The organism is Rhodococcus sp. NPDC059234 (assembly GCF_042754225.1).
GTDB lineage: Bacteria > Actinomycetota > Actinomycetes > Mycobacteriales > Mycobacteriaceae > Rhodococcus_G.
Map to the genome: position 1 here is coordinate 31,719 of NZ_JBHZAH010000015.1, position 20,168 is coordinate 51,886.

21 protein-coding genes and 4 tRNA genes are annotated in these 20,168 nt (G+C 66.7%); 23 read left to right on the plus strand and 2 right to left on the minus strand.

Features of this window, described 5'->3' with window-relative positions:
* Window positions 1-12: 12 nt before the first annotated feature.
* From ACFXGJ_RS05395 to ACFXGJ_RS05405, 3 genes are all read left to right on the plus strand, one after another.
* Window positions 13-1,044, plus strand: coding sequence for a polyprenyl synthetase family protein (locus ACFXGJ_RS05395; RefSeq protein ID WP_378617241.1), 1,032 nt, complete (start codon window positions 13-15; stop codon window positions 1,042-1,044).
* 103 nt (window positions 1,045-1,147) lie between these two features.
* The gene (htpX, locus tag ACFXGJ_RS05400) at window positions 1,148-2,020 is read left to right on the plus strand and encodes a zinc metalloprotease HtpX (RefSeq protein WP_378617244.1); all 873 of its coding nucleotides are present in this window, start codon (window positions 1,148-1,150) and stop codon (window positions 2,018-2,020) included.
* Between the two features lie 110 nt (window positions 2,021-2,130).
* Complete coding sequence (locus ACFXGJ_RS05405; protein WP_378617246.1) at window positions 2,131-3,933, plus strand: CocE/NonD family hydrolase; 1,803 nt, start codon at window positions 2,131-2,133, stop codon at window positions 3,931-3,933.
* A 101-nt stretch (window positions 3,934-4,034) separates the two neighbouring features.
* Here ACFXGJ_RS05405 and ACFXGJ_RS05410 read toward each other — a convergent pair whose 3' ends face one another.
* Window positions 4,035-4,526, minus strand: coding sequence for a YajQ family cyclic di-GMP-binding protein (locus ACFXGJ_RS05410; protein WP_142099886.1), 492 nt, complete (start codon window positions 4,524-4,526; stop codon window positions 4,035-4,037).
* A 171-nt stretch (window positions 4,527-4,697) separates the two neighbouring features.
* On the opposite strand from ACFXGJ_RS05410, the gene ACFXGJ_RS05415 reads away from it, so the two are divergent.
* The 11 genes from ACFXGJ_RS05415 to rplA all read left to right on the plus strand — a co-directional run bounded on the left by ACFXGJ_RS05415 (window position 4,698) and on the right by rplA (window position 9,276).
* A tRNA-Tyr gene (locus ACFXGJ_RS05415) sits at window positions 4,698-4,780 on the plus strand.
* 146 nt (window positions 4,781-4,926) lie between these two features.
* A tRNA-Thr gene (locus tag ACFXGJ_RS05420) sits at window positions 4,927-4,999 on the plus strand.
* A gap of 41 nt (window positions 5,000-5,040) precedes the next feature.
* Window positions 5,041-5,113, plus strand: a tRNA-Met gene (locus ACFXGJ_RS05425).
* An 84-nt stretch (window positions 5,114-5,197) separates the two neighbouring features.
* Window positions 5,198-5,362: a 50S ribosomal protein L33 gene (gene rpmG, locus ACFXGJ_RS05430; protein WP_142099888.1), complete on the plus strand. Its 165-nt coding sequence runs from the start codon at window positions 5,198-5,200 to the stop codon at window positions 5,360-5,362.
* Between the two features lie 147 nt (window positions 5,363-5,509).
* The gene (gene hadA / locus ACFXGJ_RS05435; RefSeq protein WP_378617248.1) at window positions 5,510-5,965 is read left to right on the plus strand and encodes a (3R)-hydroxyacyl-ACP dehydratase subunit HadA; all 456 of its coding nucleotides are present in this window, start codon (window positions 5,510-5,512) and stop codon (window positions 5,963-5,965) included.
* Window positions 5,965-6,393 (plus strand): (3R)-hydroxyacyl-ACP dehydratase subunit HadB, encoded by a 429-nt coding sequence (hadB, locus tag ACFXGJ_RS05440; protein ID WP_378617250.1) that lies wholly within the window; start codon window positions 5,965-5,967, stop codon window positions 6,391-6,393. Before hadA ends, hadB begins: the two co-directional genes overlap by 1 nt.
* Window positions 6,394-6,574: 181 nt before the next feature.
* Window positions 6,575-6,647, plus strand: a tRNA-Trp gene (locus tag ACFXGJ_RS05445).
* A 31-nt stretch (window positions 6,648-6,678) separates the two neighbouring features.
* Window positions 6,679-7,113, plus strand: a complete 435-nt coding sequence (gene secE / locus ACFXGJ_RS05450; protein ID WP_378617252.1) for a preprotein translocase subunit SecE — start codon at window positions 6,679-6,681, stop codon at window positions 7,111-7,113.
* A 41-nt stretch (window positions 7,114-7,154) separates the two neighbouring features.
* Window positions 7,155-7,961, plus strand: a complete 807-nt coding sequence (gene nusG / locus ACFXGJ_RS05455; RefSeq protein WP_378617254.1) for a transcription termination/antitermination protein NusG — start codon at window positions 7,155-7,157, stop codon at window positions 7,959-7,961.
* A 61-nt stretch (window positions 7,962-8,022) separates the two neighbouring features.
* A complete protein-coding gene (rplK, locus tag ACFXGJ_RS05460; RefSeq protein ID WP_378617256.1) occupies window positions 8,023-8,457 on the plus strand; it encodes a 50S ribosomal protein L11 in 435 nt (144 codons plus the stop codon).
* 102 nt (window positions 8,458-8,559) lie between these two features.
* Window positions 8,560-9,276, plus strand: a complete 717-nt coding sequence (rplA, locus tag ACFXGJ_RS05465) for a 50S ribosomal protein L1 (RefSeq protein ID WP_378617258.1) — start codon at window positions 8,560-8,562, stop codon at window positions 9,274-9,276.
* A 97-nt stretch (window positions 9,277-9,373) separates the two neighbouring features.
* On the opposite strand, the gene ACFXGJ_RS05470 is transcribed toward rplA, so the two are convergent.
* Window positions 9,374-10,972, minus strand: a complete 1,599-nt coding sequence (locus ACFXGJ_RS05470) for an MFS transporter (protein WP_378617260.1) — start codon at window positions 10,970-10,972, stop codon at window positions 9,374-9,376.
* A gap of 425 nt (window positions 10,973-11,397) precedes the next feature.
* On the opposite strand from ACFXGJ_RS05470, the gene rplJ reads away from it, so the two are divergent.
* From rplJ to ACFXGJ_RS05515, 9 genes are all read left to right on the plus strand, one after another.
* A complete protein-coding gene (gene rplJ / locus ACFXGJ_RS05475) occupies window positions 11,398-11,934 on the plus strand; it encodes a 50S ribosomal protein L10 (protein WP_378421603.1) in 537 nt (178 codons plus the stop codon).
* A 119-nt stretch (window positions 11,935-12,053) separates the two neighbouring features.
* The gene (rplL, locus tag ACFXGJ_RS05480) at window positions 12,054-12,440 is read left to right on the plus strand and encodes a 50S ribosomal protein L7/L12 (protein ID WP_378617262.1); all 387 of its coding nucleotides are present in this window, start codon (window positions 12,054-12,056) and stop codon (window positions 12,438-12,440) included.
* Between the two features lie 284 nt (window positions 12,441-12,724).
* Entirely contained in the window at window positions 12,725-13,768 is a 1,044-nt protein-coding gene (locus ACFXGJ_RS05485; RefSeq protein WP_378617264.1) for an ABC transporter ATP-binding protein, read from the plus strand.
* Window positions 13,769-13,777: 9 nt separating this feature from the next.
* Window positions 13,778-14,572: an MlaE family ABC transporter permease gene (locus ACFXGJ_RS05490; RefSeq protein WP_378617266.1), complete on the plus strand. Its 795-nt coding sequence runs from the start codon at window positions 13,778-13,780 to the stop codon at window positions 14,570-14,572.
* A gap of 4 nt (window positions 14,573-14,576) precedes the next feature.
* Window positions 14,577-15,437: an MlaE family ABC transporter permease gene (locus ACFXGJ_RS05495; RefSeq protein WP_378617268.1), complete on the plus strand. Its 861-nt coding sequence runs from the start codon at window positions 14,577-14,579 to the stop codon at window positions 15,435-15,437.
* Complete coding sequence (locus ACFXGJ_RS05500) at window positions 15,434-16,798, plus strand: MCE family protein (RefSeq protein WP_378617270.1); 1,365 nt, start codon at window positions 15,434-15,436, stop codon at window positions 16,796-16,798. The genes ACFXGJ_RS05495 and ACFXGJ_RS05500 overlap by 4 nt, the downstream gene beginning before the upstream one ends.
* Window positions 16,795-17,862, plus strand: coding sequence for an MCE family protein (locus tag ACFXGJ_RS05505; RefSeq protein ID WP_378617272.1), 1,068 nt, complete (start codon window positions 16,795-16,797; stop codon window positions 17,860-17,862). The genes ACFXGJ_RS05500 and ACFXGJ_RS05505 overlap by 4 nt, the downstream gene beginning before the upstream one ends.
* A complete protein-coding gene (locus ACFXGJ_RS05510) occupies window positions 17,859-18,854 on the plus strand; it encodes an MCE family protein (protein ID WP_378617274.1) in 996 nt (331 codons plus the stop codon). The genes ACFXGJ_RS05505 and ACFXGJ_RS05510 overlap by 4 nt, the downstream gene beginning before the upstream one ends.
* On the plus strand, window positions 18,854-20,140 hold the full coding sequence (locus ACFXGJ_RS05515; RefSeq protein ID WP_378617276.1) for an MCE family protein: 1,287 nt from the start codon (window positions 18,854-18,856) through the stop codon (window positions 20,138-20,140). The genes ACFXGJ_RS05510 and ACFXGJ_RS05515 overlap by 1 nt, the downstream gene beginning before the upstream one ends.
* The last annotated feature ends 28 nt before the right edge of the window (window positions 20,141-20,168 follow it).

Genomic DNA, 20,168 nt, shown 5'->3' on the forward strand with positions numbered 1-20,168 from the left:
CCGAGAACAAGGATGGGTACTGAGATCGTGAGCACGAGCGAAGCGACGAACACCGTCGTCGCCGGTGTGGATCTGGGCGACCAGGCGCTGGCCGACGTGGTGCGGTCCGGGCTGGCCGACGTGGAGGCGTTGCTGGTCGGTGAGCTGTCCGACGGGGAGGACTTCCTGACCGAGGCGGCGCTGCATCTGGCGAAGGCGGGTGGCAAACGCTTCCGCCCCCTGTTCACGGTGCTCACCGCGCAGCTGGGTCCCGATCCGACGGCCGCGGCGGTGACCACCGCCGCGACTGTCGTCGAGCTCACCCACCTCGCGACGCTCTACCACGACGACGTGATGGACGAGGCGTCCATGCGACGCGGCGCCCCGAGCGCCAACTCCCGGTGGGGGAACAGCGTGGCGATCCTCGCCGGGGACTACCTGTTCGCCCACGCGTCCCGACTGGTCTCGACCCTGGGACCGGAGGCGGTGCAGATCATCGCCGAGACCTTCGCCGAGCTGGTCACCGGTCAGATGCGCGAGACGATCGGCGTCAAGAAGGACCAGGACCCGGTCGAGCACTACCTGAAGGTGGTCTGGGAGAAGACGGGTTCGCTGATCGCCGCCTGCGGCCGGTTCGGCGGCACCTTCTCCGGCGCCTCGCCCGAGGACGTCGAGCGGCTCGAGCGCCTCGGTGACGCGGTAGGGACGGCCTTCCAGATCTCCGACGACATCATCGACATCTCGTCGGTCGCGGCGCAGTCGGGCAAGACGCCAGGCACCGATCTCCGCGAGGGCGTGCACACCCTGCCGGTGCTGTACGCGCTGCGCGAGGAGGGCCCGGACGCGGACCGGCTCCGGGTGCTGCTGGCCGGACCCGTCACCGACGACGACGAGGTGGCCGAGGCGCTGGCGTTGCTCGAACGCTCGCCCGGAATGGCCGCGGCGAAGGCGAAGCTCTCCGAGTACGCGGACTCCGCCCGCGCCCAGCTCGCGCAGCTGCCGCAGGGGCCCGCGAACGAGGCCCTGGCGCGCCTCGTCGAATACACGATCGACCGGGTCGGCTGACGGTAGCGTTGGTCCCGGCGTGGTGGCGACGCCCCGCGGGTGGGAACTCTGATCGTGGTTTTCTTCGTTCACCTCTTGACTGACTGCGAGAGAAGAGGCGACCGTGCATCGGTACTCGAACGGGCTCAAGACTTTCGGCTTGCTGGTCGGAATGTCGGCGCTGATCGTCTTCATCGGGGCACTGTTCCGGAATCCGACGATTCTGGTGCTCTCGATCGTGCTGGCGGTCGGTATGAACGCCTACGCGTACTTCAACAGCGACAAGCTGGCGCTCAAGGCGATGCACGCCCAGCCGATCACCGAGGTCGAGGCTCCGGTGATCTACAAGATCGTCCGGGAACTGGCGACCACCGCGCACCAGCCGATGCCGCGGCTCTACATCAGCCCGACCGCGGCGCCCAACGCGTTCGCCACCGGCCGCAACCCACGCAACGCCGCGGTGTGCTGCACCAGCGGGATCCTGCAGATCCTCGACGAGCGCGAACTGCGCGCGGTGCTGGGGCACGAACTCTCGCACGTCTACAACCGCGACATCCTGATCTCCTCGGTCGCGGGTGCGATGGCCGCGGTGATCTCCGGGCTGGCCAACATGGCGATGTTCGCCGGCATGTTCGGCGGCCGCGGTGACGACCGCCCGAATCCGTTCGCGCTGCTGCTGGTCTCGCTGCTCGGGCCGATCGCGGCGACCGTGGTGAAGATGGCGGTCTCGCGATCGAGGGAGTACCAGGCTGATCAGTCGGGGGCCGAGCTGAGCGGCGACCCGCTGGCGCTGGCGTCGGCGCTGCGCAAGCTCGAGCGGGGTGTGCAGGCGGCGCCGCTGCCTCCGGAGCCGAAGATCGCCGCGCAGTCGCACATGATGATCGCCAACCCGTTCCGCGCCGGCGACAAGATGAGCCGGATGTTCTCCACCCATCCGCCGATGGCCGATCGCATCGCCCGGCTCGAGGATCTGGCCGGGCGCAAGCTGCCCGATTGACGGCTGGCGTGTCGCAAAACAGCCTTACCGGTCGGTAGGCGTAGATTGCCGGTGCCGGCAGGGCGGAGGCCCCCGTCGGCGCAGGCGATGGCGACGGGACGGATTGGCCCATGACACAACGAACCAGGGCGGCCGGATCTGCCCTGACCGCGGCGCTGCTGGCGGCGGCCGCGATGACGATCGCCCCGGCCTCGGCGGCCGCGGAACCCTCCGGATTCACCGTGAGCACCCTGCACTTCGACGCCACGGTGGGGCCGGACGGCACCCAGCACTGCGACGTCGAGGGCGACCTGTACACACCGGCCGGGGTGTCGGCCGCCGCTCCCGCGCCCGCGGTGCTCACCACCCACGGGTTCGCGCAGACCAAGGACGCGCTGCGGCCGACCGCCGAGTTCCTCGCCGGCCGCGGCTACGTGGTGCTGGCGTACTCGGGCCTCGGCTTCGGCGGGACCGGCTGCAAGGTCAGCCTCGACAGCCCGGACCAGGACGGTCGCGCCGCCCAGGACCTGGTCAGCTTCCTCGGCGGCGCGAACGGGATCGCCTATCGCGACGCCGCGCACACCCAGCCGGTGCCGGGCCTGGACTACGTGGTGCGCGACACGGTCGCCAACAACGGCGAGGCGCTCGGCAACGACCCCCGGGTCGGCATGATCGGCGGGTCCTACGGTGGGGCGGTCCAGTTCGCCGCCGCGGCCGTCGATCCCCGCATCGACGCGCTGGTGCCGATGATCACCTGGAACGACCTGAGCTACTCGTTGGCGCCCAACGCCGCAGCCGGGGTCAGCTCCGAGGTGCCGGGTGTGGCGAAGACGTCGTGGGCCCTGCTGTTCACCGGGGCCGGTATCTCCGCGCCCGGTGCGGCCGGCTACCAGCGGTACCCGGAACGGGTGCTGCCCTGCCCGAACTTCGTCGACTTCGTCTGCGCAGAGCTGCCGCAGGCGGTCGCGCAGGGCTATCCGAACCCGGCGGCCGTGCAGGTCCTCCGTTCGGCGTCGGTCGCCTCGTACGCGGACCGGATCACCGTCCCGGTGCTGCTGGTGCAGGGCGAGCAGGACACTCTGTTCAACCTCAACGAGGCCCGGGCCACCTACGACGCGCTGGCCCGTCGGGACGCCCCGGTCAAGATGATCTGGCAGGAGGCCGGGCACTCGGCACCCGGTCTGCTGACCGGCGCGGCGCGGAAGCCGGACCCGGACACCCAGTACCCGACCCGGCGCTACCTCGACTGGTTCGACCACTACCTCAAGGGCGCGGCGGTGGACACCGGCCCGACCTTCGCCTACCACCGGGACTGGGCCGCCGACGCCGACGACCCGGCGCGGGCCTACGCATCCGCGCCGAATGTCGATGTCGGACAGCGGCATTCGCTGTACCTCTCGGACGGCGGTCGGCTGACGGGCGAGCGCGACGCGATCCGTCCGGGGGTGCAGACGCTCGGCACGCCCGCGGGCGGGCTGGTCGCCGGTTCCACCCCGTCGAACATCACGGTGCCGCCGGGGCCGCGGCCCGAGAACCAGCCGCCGGGCAGCTACACGAGCTGGACCGGGCCGTCACTGTCGGCGCCGCTGGACGTCGTGGGCGCGCCCACGGTGAACCTGCAGGTGTCGACTCCGACCCCGGTCACGGGCCCGGCAGACGCCGTGGTGCTCTTCGCCAAGCTCTACGACGTGGCGCCGGACGGGGCGGCGACGCTCGTCAACGGTCAGATCGCCCCGGTGCGGGTCCTCGACCCGGCCGCGCCGGTCCGGGTGACGCTGCCGGCGATCGTGCACCGGTTCGACACCGGTCACAGCGTGCGTCTCGTGCTGGCCGGCGGCGACTCGAACTTCCGCGGTGGGCTGGTCCCACGCCAGGTGAGCATCGCCGCGGGCGATCCCGCCCAGCAGCTGGTGCTGCCGGTGGTCGCGGAGTGATCGCCGCACCCGCCTGAGCGGCCCGTGACACGACGACGCCGGGGAGCCCTCTCGGGCGCCCCGGCGTCGTCGTATGTCGGCCGCTGGCGGCTCGCGAACAGCTAGCGGTAGTTCACGAACTGCAGGGCGATGCCGAAGTCCGAGCCCTTGAGCAGCGCGATGACCGACTGCAGGTCGTCGCGGTTCTTGCTGGTCACCCGCAGTTCCTCGCCCTGAATCTGCGCCTTGACGCTCTTGGGGCCCTCGTCGCGGATCTTCTTCGAGATCTTCTTCGCGTTCTCGCTGGTGATGCCCTGGACAAGGGTGCCGGTGAGCTTGTAGACCTTGCCGGACTGCGCGGGCTCGCCGGCCTCGAAGGCCTTGAGCGAGATGTCCCGGCGGATCAGCTTCTCCTTGAACACCTCCAGCGCGGCGAGCAGACGCTCCTCGGTGTCCGCCGTCAGCGCGATCGCCTCGTCGCCGGACCACTCGATGCTCGCGCCGGTGTTGCGGAAGTCGAAGCGCGTCGACAGCTCCTTGCCGGCCTGGTTCAGCGCGTTGTCGACCTCCTGCCGGTCAACCTTGCTCACCACGTCGAAGGACGAATCCGCCACGGCGTCTCCTAGTTCTGCTCGGTGCGCACGGACCCGTTCCGGCGCTCGAGAACCCACGATAACCACACGGTTTGCGTTAACCCGCCCCGGTCGTTGTATTCTGCTTTCCGCGCCAGGGAACGTTCCGAGAGCGCCGGCAACGGCGGTTCGAGCTGACTCTGGATGACACCAGGCAGGTTGCCCGAGCGGCCAATGGGAGCGGACTGTAAATCCGTCGGCTTATGCCTACGTAGGTTCGAATCCTACACCTGCCACACCTGGGTCCCGGTGAGCTCACGCTCGCTGGGATCCGGTGGTTAGACAGTCGAAAACGGGTCCTGACCTCGCGGTTTGGAACTCCGGACGGAGACTGTGTAACCTCTTGGAGGCTTCAACGCACGAACGAAGTGCGCGGAAGCACGCCCCCTTAGCTCAGTCGGCAGAGCGTTTCCATGGTAAGGAAAAGGTCAACGGTTCGATTCCGTTAGGGGGCTCGCTGGATTGGGTGCCTATTAGACTGGCATCGATGCACCGAGGCGGTGTAGCTCAGTTGGTAGAGCAAACGACTCATAATCGTTGTGTCGCCGGTTCAAGTCCGGCCATCGCTACACAAGTGACACATGGTTTCACAGAAGTACATGGCAACACACCCTGATTGACCCCGATCAGATTCACCCGAAAGAAGGCATACCGTGGCCTCGACTGACGTTCGACCCAAGATCACCTTGGCCTGCGAGGTATGCAAGCACCGGAACTACATCACCAAGAAGAACCGGCGCAACGATCCCGATCGCCTCGAGATCAAGAAGTTCTGCCCGAACTGCGGAACTCACCAGGCGCATCGCGAATCCAAGTAGTCTTCTTCGCGTGCCCCGCAGTCTTCATCGCGGGGCACGCGAATTTTTTTATGGTGTGACGCACGCTCGACGGAGTCCGGAGCAGGTTTCCATGACCGACAACCGCCCCTCAACTGCTGCGTCCAGTGCAGATAGGGTGCTTCTTCGGTGAAACTGACAGCTGATCTCGTTGGCCTGCATCACAGGTTCAGCGACTACTACGAGGTCGGCCGCGAGAAGGTGCGCGAGTACGCGCGGGCGGTCAAGAACGACGACCCCGCCTTCCGGGACGAGGCCGCGGCGCAGGAGCTCGGGTACGACACCCTGATCGCCCCGCTGACGTTCATCTCGGTGTTCGGCTTCCTCGCTCAGGAAGAGTTCTTCAACACCCTGAACGTGGAGCTGGACCTCAGCCGGATCCTGCACACCGACCAGCGACTGGTCTTCCACCGTCCGATGAAGGTCGGGGACCGCTTGTACTGCGACGTGTTCGTCGACTCGCTGCGTGTGATGGGCGGCAGCGACATCATCGTGACCCGCAACGACATCACCGACCAGGACGGCGAGCTGGTGCTCACCACCTACACGACACTGATGGGCCGACACGTCGAGGAGGGCGAGTGATGGCGCTGCGCACTTTCGGCGAGATCGCCGAGGGCCAGGAACTGCCGGAGAAGACGGTCCGGTTGACCCGGTCCGACCTGGTGCAGTACGCGGGCGTGGCCGGCGACCCGAACCCGATCCACTGGGACGATGCGGTGGCGCAGGGGGTCGGTCTGCCGACGGCGGTCGCGCATGGCATGCTGACGATGGGAATCGGCGCGGGCTACATCACCGGATGGGTGGGCGACCCGGGTGCCGTTCTCGAGTACAACGTGCGCTTCACCAGCCCGGTTGCCGTTCCGAACGACACCAAGGGCACGGCGATCGTGCTGACCGGTAAGGTTCGGTCTGTCGACAGCGAGAACCGCACCGCGGTGATCGCCATCGTCGCGAAGGTGGACGAGAAGAAGATCTTCGGACGGGCCACGGCTACCGTCCGATTCGGCTGACTTCCAGCCGATTGGGAATGCAAGACCACCGTGCAGTACACTGAGATTTCTGCGATAACTCAGCGCTGCGCGCTGCCCTGGGGTGCCGGTTCAAGGCCGATCGGGGTGGCGCGCGTGTTGTGTGATCACAGATTGGTCGGCTGGTTCGGGTCCTGAGGACTCGGACGCGACGGTCGACCAGAGGGGCGTAGCTCAACTGGCAGAGCAGCGGTCTCCAAAACCGCAGGTTGCAGGTTCAAGTCCTGTCGCCCCTGCCCCGGATGCCAGCGACTGAGAGGAACGACGGTGAGCGAGGATCGCGGAAACGCCGGCAACGCGGCGGGGTCCTCGGACTCCGGCGACATCGTTGACGACGCAAACACCGTCGCTTCGGATTCCTCTCGGCCGACCGGCAAGCGTCCGGGACGTCGTACCCGCGCCAACGGCGCGGATGCCGACACCTCCGCCGCGACCACGGTCGCCGCCACCGCCGGAGCGCCGGCCGTGGCCAAGCCCGGCAAGAAGGCCAAGGCCGACAAGCCGCGCAAGGAGAACTTCTTCAAGCGTCTGCGGAAATTCCTGCGCGAGGTGATCGCCGAGCTCCGCAAGGTGATCTGGCCGAACCGCAAGCAGATGATCACCTACACCACTGTGGTCCTGGTCTTCGTCGCCTTCATGGTGGCGTTCATCAGTGGACTGGACCTGGCGTTCATCAAGGGCGTCAGCTGGTTGTTCGGCTGATACCGGACACCGAAATGCGATGAGAGGAAGCGAGTGCGCCAGTGAGCACCCCCGAGAACGACGCAATTGAGGCTGCAGCGCAGGAGCATGTTGCCGATGACGCGGTCGCTGTGGAGTCCGCTGACGGCGTAGTCGTCGACGAGGGCGCTGACGGCGACGCCGTCGAGGCCGAGGTCGCAGCCACCTCCGAGGCGGATGCCCCCGCCGCTGCAGAAGAGCCGGTCGACCCGGTTGCCGAGATGAAGGCCGCGCTCCGTCGCGCCCCCGGCGACTGGTACGTCATCCACTCCTACGCCGGCTACGAGAACAAGGTGAAGGCCAACCTCGAGACCCGCGTCCAGAACCTCGACGTCGGTGACTACATCTTCCAGGTGGAGGTTCCCACCGAAGAGGTCACCGAGATCAAGAACGGCCAGCGCAAGCAGGTCAACCGCAAGGTTCTGCCTGGCTACATCCTTGTCCGCATGGAGCTCAACGACGAATCGTGGGGCGCGGTGCGCAACACCCCGGGTGTCACCGGTTTCGTCGGCGCCACCTCGCGTCCGTCGCCGCTGACCATCAACGAGGTCGTGAAGTTCCTGATGCCGCAGGAGGGTGCGAAGAAGCCCGCCGCCGCGGCGTCGGTCGCCGCGGGCGAGAGCGCGGTCGGCGAGACCGCCGCGAAGCCGCTCATCGAGGTGGACTTCGAGGTCGGCGAGTCCGTGACCGTCATGGACGGCCCGTTCGCGACGCTGCCCGCCAGCATCAGCGAGGTCAACGCGGAGCAGCAGAAGCTGAAGGTGCTGGTCTCGATCTTCGGTCGCGAGACCCCGGTCGAGCTCTCGTTCAACCAGGTCTCGAAGATCTAGCGCCCCACACACTTGCACTGCAGTAGCAAGAAACACACACCGCAAGAAATTAGGAACGAAGATGCCCCCCAAGAAGAAGAAGCTCGCCGGGCTCATCAAGCTTCAGATCCAGGCCGGTCAGGCTAACCCTGCCCCGCCCGTGGGTCCCGCGCTTGGTCAGCACGGCGTGAACATCATGGAGTTCTGCAAGGCCTACAACGCCGCGACCGAGTCGCAGCGAGGCAACGTGATCCCCGTGGAGATCTCCGTCTACGAGGACCGGACCTTCGACTTCAAGTTGAAGACCCCTCCGGCCGCCAAGCTGCTGCTCAAGGCTGCTGGCGTGCAGAAGGGCTCCGGCGAGCCGCACAAGACCAAGGTCGCGACCGTGACCATGGACCAGGTGCGCGAGATCGCGAAGACCAAGGCCGAAGACCTCAACGCCAACGACATCGATCAGGCCGCGAAGATCATCGCCGGCACTGCCCGTTCCATGGGCATCATCGTCGAGGGCTGAGAACCACAGCACGCGTGGGAGGGCCGGCCAGGCCCGCAACCACAACTGAACCATTCACCGCTGCAGGTACACACACTGTGGTGAGAAGTTAGGACAGAAGAAATGGCAAAGCGCAGCAAGGCGTACCTCGCCGCCGCTGAGAAGATCGACCAGAGCAAGCTCTACAGCCCGCTGCAGGCTGCGAAGCTCGCCAAGGAGACCGCCTCCACGAAGATGGACGCGACCGTCGAGGTCGCCGTTCGACTCGGCGTCGATCCCCGCAAGGCGGACCAGATGGTCCGTGGCACCGTCAACCTCCCGCACGGCACCGGTAAGACCGCCCGTGTGATCGTGTTCGCCGTTGGCGAGAAGGCCGCCGAGGCCGAGGCCGCCGGTGCGGACGCGGTCGGTGCCGAGGACCTGATCGAGCGCATCCAGGGCGGTTGGCTGGACTTCGACGCCGCGATCGCCACCCCGGATCAGATGGCCAAGGTCGGCCGCATCGCCCGCGTCCTCGGACCGCGTGGCCTGATGCCGAACCCGAAGACCGGCACCGTCACCGCCGACGTCGCCAAGGCTGTCACCGAGATCAAGGGCGGCAAGATCAACTTCCGCGTCGACAAGCAGGCCAACCTGCACTTCGTGATCGGCAAGGCGTCCTTCGACGACGCTCAGCTGGTGGAGAACTACGGCGCCGCGCTGGACGAGATCCTGCGTGCGAAGCCGTCTTCCGCCAAGGGCCGCTACGTCAAGAAGGTCACGGTTGCGACCACCACCGGACCGGGCATCCCGGTGGATCCGAACCGCACCCGCAACCTCCTCGAGGATACCGAGGCGTAGCTTGCCGGAGCCGACCCTCTGCACTGCAGAGTAAGTCGCTACACAGCCGACAAGGCCGGTACGGGATTCCCGTACCGGCCTTGTCGTCGTTTCGGGGTCAGTCTCTGTCCCGCCAGGCCAGCATGACGGAGTCGCCGCCGGCCGGCGCCCACGGCAGGAAGACCGCGACGATCAGTGCGCACACGAGCACCGCGCCGGTGGCCACGAGGGACGCGGTGTGCGAGCCGTGCAGCACCGTCGTCTTCATCGCGGTGATCAGCTGTTCGCGTTGCGGCTCGAGCAGGGCCGGGATCTCCCGCTTCCGGATCTCGAGGACGCTGAGCACCGTGGCGCGCGCGAACCCCTTCTCGTCCTCGTTCATGAAGCTGTCGGGCACCCGGCTGATGACCGGCGCGATGGTGCTCGCGTAGTACGAGGCCACGATGGACCCGAGCACCGCGACGCCGAGGGTGCCGCCGATCTCGCGGGTGGTGTCGTTGACCGCCGAGCCCGCGCCGGCCTCGTCGAGGGGGAGTGAGGACATGATGGACTCGGTGGCCGGGCCCTGCACGATGGCGAGGCCGAGGGCCATCGAGACCATCGAGGGCAGTACGCCGGTCAGGTAGTCGCTGTCGACGGTGACCTGCCCGCCCAGGTAGAGCCCGAGCCCGGTGAGCAGCAGTCCGAACACGATGACGGCGGTCGTGCCGATCCGCTGGGCGAGCAGGGTGGCGATGGGTGCGCCGATCGCCACCGAGGCGGCGAACGGCAGCGAGGCGACGCCGAACTCGAACGGGGTGTACTCCCGCACGCCCTGGAAGTACTGGGTGATCAGGAAGAGGAACCCGAACATCGAGAAGTAGGCGATCGCGATCGCCAGTGCGGGCAGGGAGAAGCGCCGGTTCCGGAAGAGCGTCATGTCCAGGATCGGCGTCGGGGTGCGCAGCTCCCAGGCCACGAACGCGACCAGCAGCCCTGCCGCGGCCGCGATGCCGCCGAGGGTGGCGGCGCTCGTCCACCCGTACTTGGGGGCCTCGATGATCGACCACACGAGCAGGGTGATGCCCGCGATCGACAATCCGATCCCGAGCGGGTCGAGGCGGCCGACGGTCGACGCCTTGGACTCGGGGACCAGTGCCAGCGTGGCGACGACCGCGACCGCGGCGACGGGGACGTTGATCCAGAACACCGAGTGCCAGGAGAAGTGTTCGAGCAGCCAGCCACCGGACATCGGTCCGATCGCGATCGCGAAGCCGGCCATCGCCGTCCAGGCCGCGATGGCCAACGCGCGCTCGCGGACGTCGGTGAAGATGTTGATGATCAGGGCAAGGGTGGCGGGGAAGACGGCGGCGGCGAACACACCCATCGCGGCGCGCGCGGCGATCACGTGACCGAGGGTCTCGGCGTTGGCGCCGACGACGGACATCACGCCGACCCCGGCGAGGCCGACCACCATCACCCGGCGCCGCCCGTAGCGGTCGCCGAGGTTGCCGCAGGCCAGCAGCAGTCCGGCGAAGGTCAGGGTGTAGGCGTCGACGACCCACTGCAGCCCGCTGACGCCGGTCTGCAGGTCCACGCCGATGGAGGGCAGCGCGACGTTGACGATGGTGTTGTCGAGGACGACGAGAAGTTCGGCCAGGCAGATGACGGCGAGCGCGGCGAACCGTCGCGAGCGTGAGGCGAGGAGCCCGGTCGGGGCTTCGAGTGTGGACGTCATGGATCGACAATAGGGCTATGTGTTACGGCATATAACATCTAAATACGCGTTGCTTTCGTCGACTGCATCACTCGTCGGTAGGCGATGTGACGTGCATCTCTCGAGACCTCGGGGTTGCTGGGGCGTTTTGGCGTTCACCTGCGGGGTCCGGTACTGTCTCGGAAAGAGTTCGAACTGTTTCGAGTTCACCCCAAAGAAGTTCTACCCAAGACCGTTGGTCACCGACGTTGGAAACAGCATCGGTTGAAGGTTCGGGACATGCCCGGCGGCCCACGCAGGAGGACGAGGTAGGGGAGATGTGCGTCCGGCGTGAGCTGGCGCGGACCTCCTCGTGTACGCCCCGTGTGCCCTGCACCGGGGCGTTTTGCATGTTGTGGCCACGTCCGCAGGGCGGACCAACACGATGTCACGAGAGGAGGCGAAGTATGGCAAAGCCCGAAAAGGTCTCCGCGGTTTCGGAGATCACTGAGCAGTTCAAGGGTTCGACTGCCGCTGTCATCACGGAATACCGTGGTCTGTCGGTGACGAGTCTGACGCAGCTGCGTCGCGCGCTCGGAGCAGGCGCTACCTACTCCGTCGCCAAGAACACCCTGGTCAAGCGTGCCGCCGCAGAGGCGGGCGTCGAGGGCCTTGACGACCTGTTCGTCGGACCGACCGCCATTGCATTCATCAAGGGCGAGCCGGTCGACGCCGCGAAGGCCATCAAGGCTTTCGCGAAGGACAACAAGGCGCTCGTCATCAAGGGCGGCTACATGGACGGCAACGCGCTGTCCGTGGACGAGGTCAACAAGATCGCGGACCTCGAGTCCCGCGAGATCTTGCTGGCCAAGCTCGCCGGCGCTATGAAGGGCAACTTGGCAAAGGCCGCTGGCCTGTTCAATGCCCCGGCATCGCAGGTGGCCCGTCTGGCCGCCGCGCTGCAGGAGAAGAAGGCCGCGGAAGGTTCCGCAGCCGAAAGCTGATCCGCACGAGGCCGTGTCCACCTCAGGGTAGACGCATCGAGGTCTTGCGTATCACGTAACACACCCCTCCCACTTCGTCGCGGATCAGCGACATGGGACTTACAGGAAGGACCGCCATCATGGCGAAGCTCACCACCGAAGAGTTGCTGGACCAGTTCAAGGAGCTCACCCTCCTCGAGCTCTCGGAGTTCGTGAAGGCGTTCGAGGAGACCTTCGAGGTCACCGCCGCTGCTCCGGTCGCCGTTGCCGCCGCCGGTGCCCCGGCCGCCGCCGCTGAGGCCGCTGAGGAGCAGGACGAGTTCGACGTCATCCTCGAGTCGGCTGGCGACAAGAAGATCCAGGTCATCAAGGTCGTCCGTGAGGTCGTCTCCGGTCTGGGCCTGAAGGAGGCCAAGGACCTCGTCGAGGGTGCGCCGAAGGCCATCCTGGAGAAGGTTGCCAAGGACGCGGCCGAGGCCGCCAAGGAGAAGCTGGTCGCCGCCGGCGCCACCATCTCCGTCAAGTAAGACTCCTCGTGTAACGCCTCGGCGTCACGATCGGAAAGAGGGTTGCTCCCCCGTGTGGGGAGTAACCCTCTTTTCGCGTTTTCAGGGGCTCCGTTCGGGCCGTCGACCATCTGGAAAGTGTCCACTTTGCGCAGGTCGGGGGCGTGAGTCGGGGGTTCCCGGGATGCTCTTGCGCTATGTACTTACTCGTGAGTAGCATCGAGGGTCACAGGTACCACATCGATGCGATAGAGTGACCCAACCCACAACAGGGGTCGGTGTATCGAACAGCGTGGAGGTTTGCGGTGGGAGTAGAGGTATCGGTCGAAGGACTCACCAAGTCTTTCGGCTCTCAGAAGATCTGGCAGGACGTCTCGTTGACGCTGCCTGCGGGCGAGGTCAGTGCCCTTCTCGGGCCTTCGGGAACCGGTAAGTCGGTGTTCCTGAAGTCGCTGATCGGTCTTCTGCGGCCCGAACAGGGGTCGATCGTGATCGACGGCACCGACATCCTTCAGTGTTCGTCCAAGGAGCTCTACGAGATCCGGCAGATGTTCGGCGTCCTCTTCCAGGACGGTGCGCTGTTCGGTTCGATGAACCTCTACGACAACGTCGCGTTCCCGCTGCGCGAGCACACCAAGAAGTCCGAGTCCGACATCCGCAAGATCGTGATGGAGAAGCTCGAGCTCAACGGCCTCATCGGTGCCGAGAGCAAGCTTCCCGGCGAGATCTCCGGCGGTATGCGCAAGCGCGCCGGGCTGGCCCGGGCCCTGGTGCTCGACCCCGAGATCATCCTCGTCGACGAGCCGGACTCCGGCCTCGATCCGGTGCGCACCACGTACCTCAGCCAGCTGCTGATCGACATCAACGCGCAGATCGACGCGACGATCCTGATCGTGACGCACAACATCAACCTTGCTCGCACCGTGCCGGACAACCTGGGCATGCTCTTCCGCAAGCAGCTGGTGATGTTCGGCCCCCGAGAGGTCCTGCTCACCAGCGAGGAGCCGGTGGTCAAGCAGTTCCTCAACGGCAGCAAGATCGGTCCCATCGGCATGTCCGAGGAGAAGGACGACTCGCAGATGGCCGCCGAGCTCGCGATGAAGGAAGCCGGCCATCACGACGGCTCGCAGGAGGTCTCCGGCGTGGTCCCGCAGATGCAGGCGACCCCGGGAATGCCGGTGCGGCAGGCGGTCGGACGTCGGCAGGCCCGCGTGCGTTCGATCCTGCACACCCTTCCCCCGGAGGCGCAGCAGCCGATCCTCGAGAGCCTCGGCGACGACCAGGCCACTCAGGTGATCCCCGTGTACAACGACTCCGGTGCCGAGTCGTCCTCGTGGAGTCACGGGTAGTCCGCGCGAATGGGGGGATCGAAGAATTCGCTGCTCAGTCCCGTTTCAGCAGCGTTGACCCAGGCCGGTCTGATCGTCCAGCTGTTCGTCGACGTCGTCCGGAATCTGTTCCGTAAGCCGTTCCAGCTCCGGGAGTTCATCGAGCAGGCCTGGTTCATCGCGAGCGTCACCATCCTGCCGACCGCACTCGTCGCCATCCCGTTCGGCGCCGTCGTGTCGCTGCAGACCGGCTCGCTGATCAAGCAGCTCGGGGCGGAGTCGTTCACCGGTGCCGCGAGCGTCCTCGCGGTGATCCAGCAGGGCAGTCCGATCGTGACGGCCCTGCTGATCGCCGGCGCGGCCGGCTCGGCGGTCACCGCCGACCTCGGCTCACGGACGATCCGCGAGGAGATCGACGCGATGGAGGTGCTGGGCATCAACCCGGTTCAGCGCCTGGTCGTGCCCCGCGTGCTGGCCATGGTGCTGGTCGCGGTCCTCCTCAACGGACTGGTGTCGGTCGTCGGTATCGCCGGTGGGTACTTCTTCAACGTGATCCTCCAGGGTGGCACCCCCGGTGCCTACCTGTCCTCGTTCTCCGCGCTGGCGCAGCTGCCCGACCTCTACATCGCCGAGGCGAAGGCCGCGATCTTCGGTGTCATCGCCGGCGTCGTGGCCGCCTACAAGGGCCTGCACCCGAACCCTGGTCCCAAGGGCGTCGGCGAGGCCGTGAACCAGACCGTCGTCATCACGTTCCTGCTGCTCTTCTTCGCGAACCTGATCCTGACCATGGTGTACCTGCAGATCGTTCCGGCGAAGGGGGCTTGACCGAATGACCATCGCGAAGGGGCACGGTGACCGCACCCTGATGCGGGTGCGAAAGGTGGGTCGCGCGCCGCTGAACGTGCTCGACCGGGCGGGCGACCAGATGTCGTTCTACGCCCGGGCGATCGGGTGGATCCCGCGGACCGTCACGCACTACGGCCGTGAGGTGCTCAGGCTGCTCGCCGAGGTCACCTTCGGTAGCGGCGCCCTCGCCGTGATCGGCGGCACCATCGGCGTCATCGTGATGATGTCGGGCTTCACCGGTGTCGTCGTCGGGCTGCAGGGCTACGCGGCGCTCGATCAGCTCGGCAGCTCGGTCCTCACCGGCTTCCTCTCCGCGTACGTCAACACTCGCGAGATCGCACCCATCGTTGCGGGGCTGGCCCTGTCGGCGACGGTCGGCTGTGGTTTCACCGCCCAGCTCGGTGCCATGCGGATCTCGGAAGAGATCGACGCGCTCGAGGTGATGGCGGTGCCGAGCGTGCCCTTCCTGGTCACCACTCGCATGATCGCCGGATTCGTCGCGGTCATCCCGCTCTACATCGTGGGCCTGCTGGCCTCGTACTTCGCGTCGCGGATCATCAGCACCCTCTTCAACGGGCAGTCGAGTGGTTCGTACGACCACTACTTCAACCTGTTCCTGCCGCCGGCCGACGTGTTGTGGTCGTTCGGAAAGGTGCTGGTCTTCGCCTTCGTGCTGATCATGATCCACTGCTACTACGGCTACAACGCCTCCGGCGGTCCCGCCGGCGTCGGCGTGGCCGTGGGCCGGGCGGTCCGCACCGCGATCGTCACCATCGCCGTGCTCGACTTCTTCCTCAGCCTCGCGATCTGGGGAACCACGACCACAGTGAGGGTTGCTGGATGAGCGACACAGCTTCGGTCGTGCGCCGGCGGGTGCTCGGACTGGTCTTCTTTCTCGTGCTCGCTCTGTTCGTCGCGTTCACGATCGGCATGTACAACAAGTCCTTCAAGAAGGTCGTCAACGTCAAGCTCGTGACCGACACGGTGGGCAATTCGCTGCCCGATCACGCGGACGTGAAGGTGCGCGGCCTGATCGTCGGGGAGGTCCGGTCGGCGTCCACCTCGAACGGCAAGGTCACCTCGGTGCTGGCCATCGACCCGGACAAGGCGGAACTGATCCCGGCCAACGCCACCGCGCGACTGCTGCCGAAGACGCTGTTCGGCGAGCGCTACGTGTCGCTGATCGTGCCGGCGGGTGACACCACGGCGCCGATCACCAACGGCGACACCCTCTATCAGGACGCGAGCGGCAACGCCATCGAGGTCGGCGAGCTGCTCGACGGGCTGCTCCCGCTGCTGCAGGCGGTCCCGCCGCAGGACCTCGCGAACACCCTCGGTGCGCTGAACCAGGCGCTCACCGGGCGCGGCAACGAGATCGGCGTGAGCCTGGAGCGGCTCGAGACGATCTTCGCGGGCGTGAACACCGAGATGCCGAACCTGCGCCAGGGGCTGAAGGGGCTCGCCGACTTCTCGCAGACCTACGCGGACGCGGCACCCGAACTGGTGAACGCGCTCGACAGCCTGCGCACCACCAGTGCGACGGTGGTCGAGCAGCAGAACCAGATCCGCACCCTGATCTCGACGGCCACCGGCACCGCAGGCACCACCGCCGACTTCCTCGAGGTGAACAAGAACTCGCTGATCACCATCGCGAACGACTCCACCGAGACCCTCGAGGTGCTCGCGAACGCGTCACCGACGTTCGGCTGCACGTTCGCCCAGTTCGTCCCGATCGTCAAGAGCGCCAGCGACATCCTCGGCCTCAACGCGGACGGCAGCCTCAAGGACCATCCCGGCGCCCGGGCGGCGACGGTATTCGTCAACCCGAAGGGTCGGTACCTGCCGAACCAGGACGAGCCGCGGCTCTTCGACACCCGCGGGGCCAAGTGCTACACGCCGGCGGCTCCCGGCGACAAGTTCGGCCAGTACCCGGGCGGCTCCTACAACGACGGCTCGCTCCAGGTGCCGACCCGCAACCCGGGTCCGGCCTACGTGGCCAGTCCGGAGCGTCCGCAGTACTCGCCGGTCCCGACCGCCGCGGGTGCCCAGAACACGCCTGCCAGCTACACCGGCTCGACACTCGAACAGGACACACTGGCCGTGATCTACGGGGCAGGGACCGACACGCTGCCGGAGAACGTACCCGGCTGGACCACACTGCTGGGCGCACCGGCACTGCGGGGTGCGGAGGTGAGCGTCAAATGAGAGGTCTCGCAGCACCTTTGACCAAGCTCATCATCTTCGCCGTCGTCACCATCGTGGCCACCGCCATGCTCGCGTTCACCATCGCGAACACCAGTGGCGGCGGGGGCACCAAGTTCAACGCGGTGTTCTCCGACGTCGCCTCGCTCAACAAGGGCGACGAGGTGCGGATCGCGGGCGTTCGGGTCGGTCAGGTCGACAAGATCGCGATCGTCAACGACCGCGAGGCGCAGGTGCAGTTCTCGCTCACCGACCGCAGCTGGATCCCGGCCAGTTCCACCGCGACCATCCGGTACCGGAACCTGGTCGGTCAGCGCTACATCGCGCTCGAGCAGGGTCAGGGCCAGCAGGGCATGAAGATGACCGAGGGCGAGACCATCCCGCTCGACCACACCAAGCCCGCGGTCAACCTGACCACACTGTTCAACGGTTTCCGGCCGCTGTTCCAGACACTGAGCGCCGACGACGTGAACAAGCTGTCCTTCCAGATCATCCAGGTGTTCCAGGGGGAGGGCGGGTCCATCTCGGAGCTGGTGCGCAACACCGCGTCGCTGACGAACACCATCGCCGACAAGGACAAGGTCATCGGCGACGTCATCAACAACCTCAACGGCATCCTCGCCACGGTGAACAAGCACGACGACGAGCTGGGCTCGCTGATCGTGAACACCCAGCAGCTGGTGACCGGACTGGCCAACGACCGCGGCGTGCTGGGCAGCGCGGTGACCTCGCTCGCCGACCTCGCCGACACCACCGCAGGCCTGCTCGAGCCGACGCGGCCGTCCATCCAGGGCTCGGTGTCCGCGCTCAACTCCCTCGCGGGCACGCTGAACGCGCAGAGCGACAAGGTGAACAAGATCTTCCAGACCCTGCCGGTCAAGCTCGACAAGCTGAGCCGGATCGCGAGCTACGGCTCCTGGTTCCAGTTCTACCTCTGCGGCATCGACGTCGTGGCCGGCCCCGGTGAGTCGAAGCACCTGAACCTGCCGACCGGGTTGCCGACCGTGAATCAGCCGCTGTACACCAACTCCGCACCGCGGTGCTCGGCGAACGGAGCCGGCCAGTGAAGCAACGCCGCAGCCCGGCGACCATCGGCGCGCTCGGCATCGTCGTGGTGCTGCTCGCCACCATGTCGGCCTTCTTCCTGGAGGACCTGCCGCTGATCGGGGCCGGTGCCACCTACCGGGCCGAGTTCAGCGAGGCGGCGGGCCTCAAGCCGAACAACGAGGTCCGCATCGCGGGCGTGAAGGTCGGCAAGGTCACGAACGTCTCGCTCGACGGGGACAAGGTCGAGGTCGCCTTCAAGGTCAAGGATGCGTGGGTGGGCGATCAGACCACGGCGTCGATCCAGATCAAGACGATCCTCGGGCAGAAGTACCTGTCCCTGGACCCGCGCGGTTCGTCCTCTCTGCGGGCGAGTGATCCGATTCCTCTCGACCGCACCACCTCGCCGTACGACGTCATCGACGCTTTCTCGACCGCGGCGACCACATTGAGCGAGATCGACACCCCACAGCTGGCGAAGAGCATGGAGACGCTCTCGCAGGCGTTCTCAGGTACCCCCGCCGACGTGCGCGCCTCGCTCGACGGCGTCTCGCGGCTGTCGAAGACCATCGAGAGCCGGGACGTGGAGCTCAACAAGCTGTTCGGGGCGACGGCGAAGACCTCGAAGGTGCTCGCCGACCGCAACGCCGAGTTCACCCAGCTGATCGGGAGCGCCGGCCTGCTGCTCGGTGAGCTCAACGACCGTCAGCAGTCGATCTCGAAGCTGCTCACCGGAACTCAGCGACTGTCGCAGCAGCTGACCGGCCTGGTCAAGGACAACGAGGCGCAGATCGGTCCCGCACTCGAGCAGCTTCGGGGCGTGGTCCAGATCCTGCAGGACAACAACGCAAACCTGGACAAGGCGATCAAGTTGTACGCACCGTTCACGCGCCTGTACTCGAACATCGTCGGCAACGGCCGCTGGTTCGACCAGGTAGTCGTCAACCTGACGCCGCCCGCGCTCCCGCTCATTCCGGGATACCGCGATCCGGTGCGCACGCTGGGGGGTAGCTGATGACCGGGGTGACTTCGGGCAAGAGGACGCGGTTCACCCGCGCCCAGGTGGTCACCACCGCCCTCGTGGTGGTGGTGGCGCTGGTGCTGGCGTTCGGCGGCTGGTGGCTGCTGACTCGCGCCGGCACCACCAAGATCACCGCGTACTTCGACAAGTCGGTCGGCATCTACGCCGGCTCGGACGTGCGGGTGCTCGGCGTGAAGGTCGGCTCGGTCACCGACGTGGAGCCGCAGGGTGACCAGGTCAAGGTGCAGATGCGCGTCGACCGCGGCGTCGACATCCCGGCCGAGGCGAAGGCCGCGCAGATCACGCCCTCGGTGGTCTCGGACCGGTACATCCAGCTCGCCCCGGCCTACAGCGGCGGCGACGTGATGGAGTCCGGCACGACGATCCCCCGCGAGCGCACCGCGACGCCGGTCGAGGTCGACCAGCTGTACTCGAGCATCGAGGGGCTATCGGAGGCTCTCGGACCGAACGGGGCCAACAAGAACGGCGCGCTGTCGGATCTCGTCGACACCGCGTCGAAGAACCTCGACGGCAACGGCGAGGCGCTCGGCACCACGATCACCGAGCTGTCCAAGGCCGCCGCGACGCTGAACTACTACCGCGGCGACCTGTTCGACACGGTCAAGAACCTGCAGACCTTCGTCAGCGCGCTCGCCGCGAACGACGCCCAGGTGCGCCAGTTCAACAGCCAGCTCGCGGACCTGAGCGGGTTCCTCTCCGGCGAGCGCCAGAATCTCGGCGCCGCGCTGAACCAGCTCTCCTTCGCGCTCGGCGACGTGGCCAACTTCGTCCGCGACAACAAGGATCTGGTGGCCAGCAACGCCGAGGGGCTGGTCCAGGTGACGCAGACCCTCGCGGACAACCGCCAGGATCTGGTCGACTCGTTGACCACCCTGCCGCTCGCCATCAGCAACGTCGTGAACTCGTACGACGCCGAGTCCGGCACCCTGGCCTCGCGGGTGAACCTGCCCGAGACCCAGGATCCGTTCGGCACCCTGTGCAAGCTGATGGACCTGGGCAAGCTGATGCCGGGCGACCCGAAGTTCGACGCGCTCGGACGGCAGATGCGGCCGGTGCTCGACAACTGCAAGGCGATCATGGACCAGGTCACCGCCGGGGTGAAGACGCCGACCCTGAACCTGCCGTTCGGCATCCTCAGCGGTGACAACCTGCAGCGGCCCTCGCAGCCGGGCACGGTACCGGGCACGCTCTCGCCGCGTCTGGGCAACTCGCAGGCGCCGGGTCTCAGCGACCAGAACATCCCCAGGACTGGGCAGTGAAGCGGGGGCGGGAAGTGAAACAGGAGTG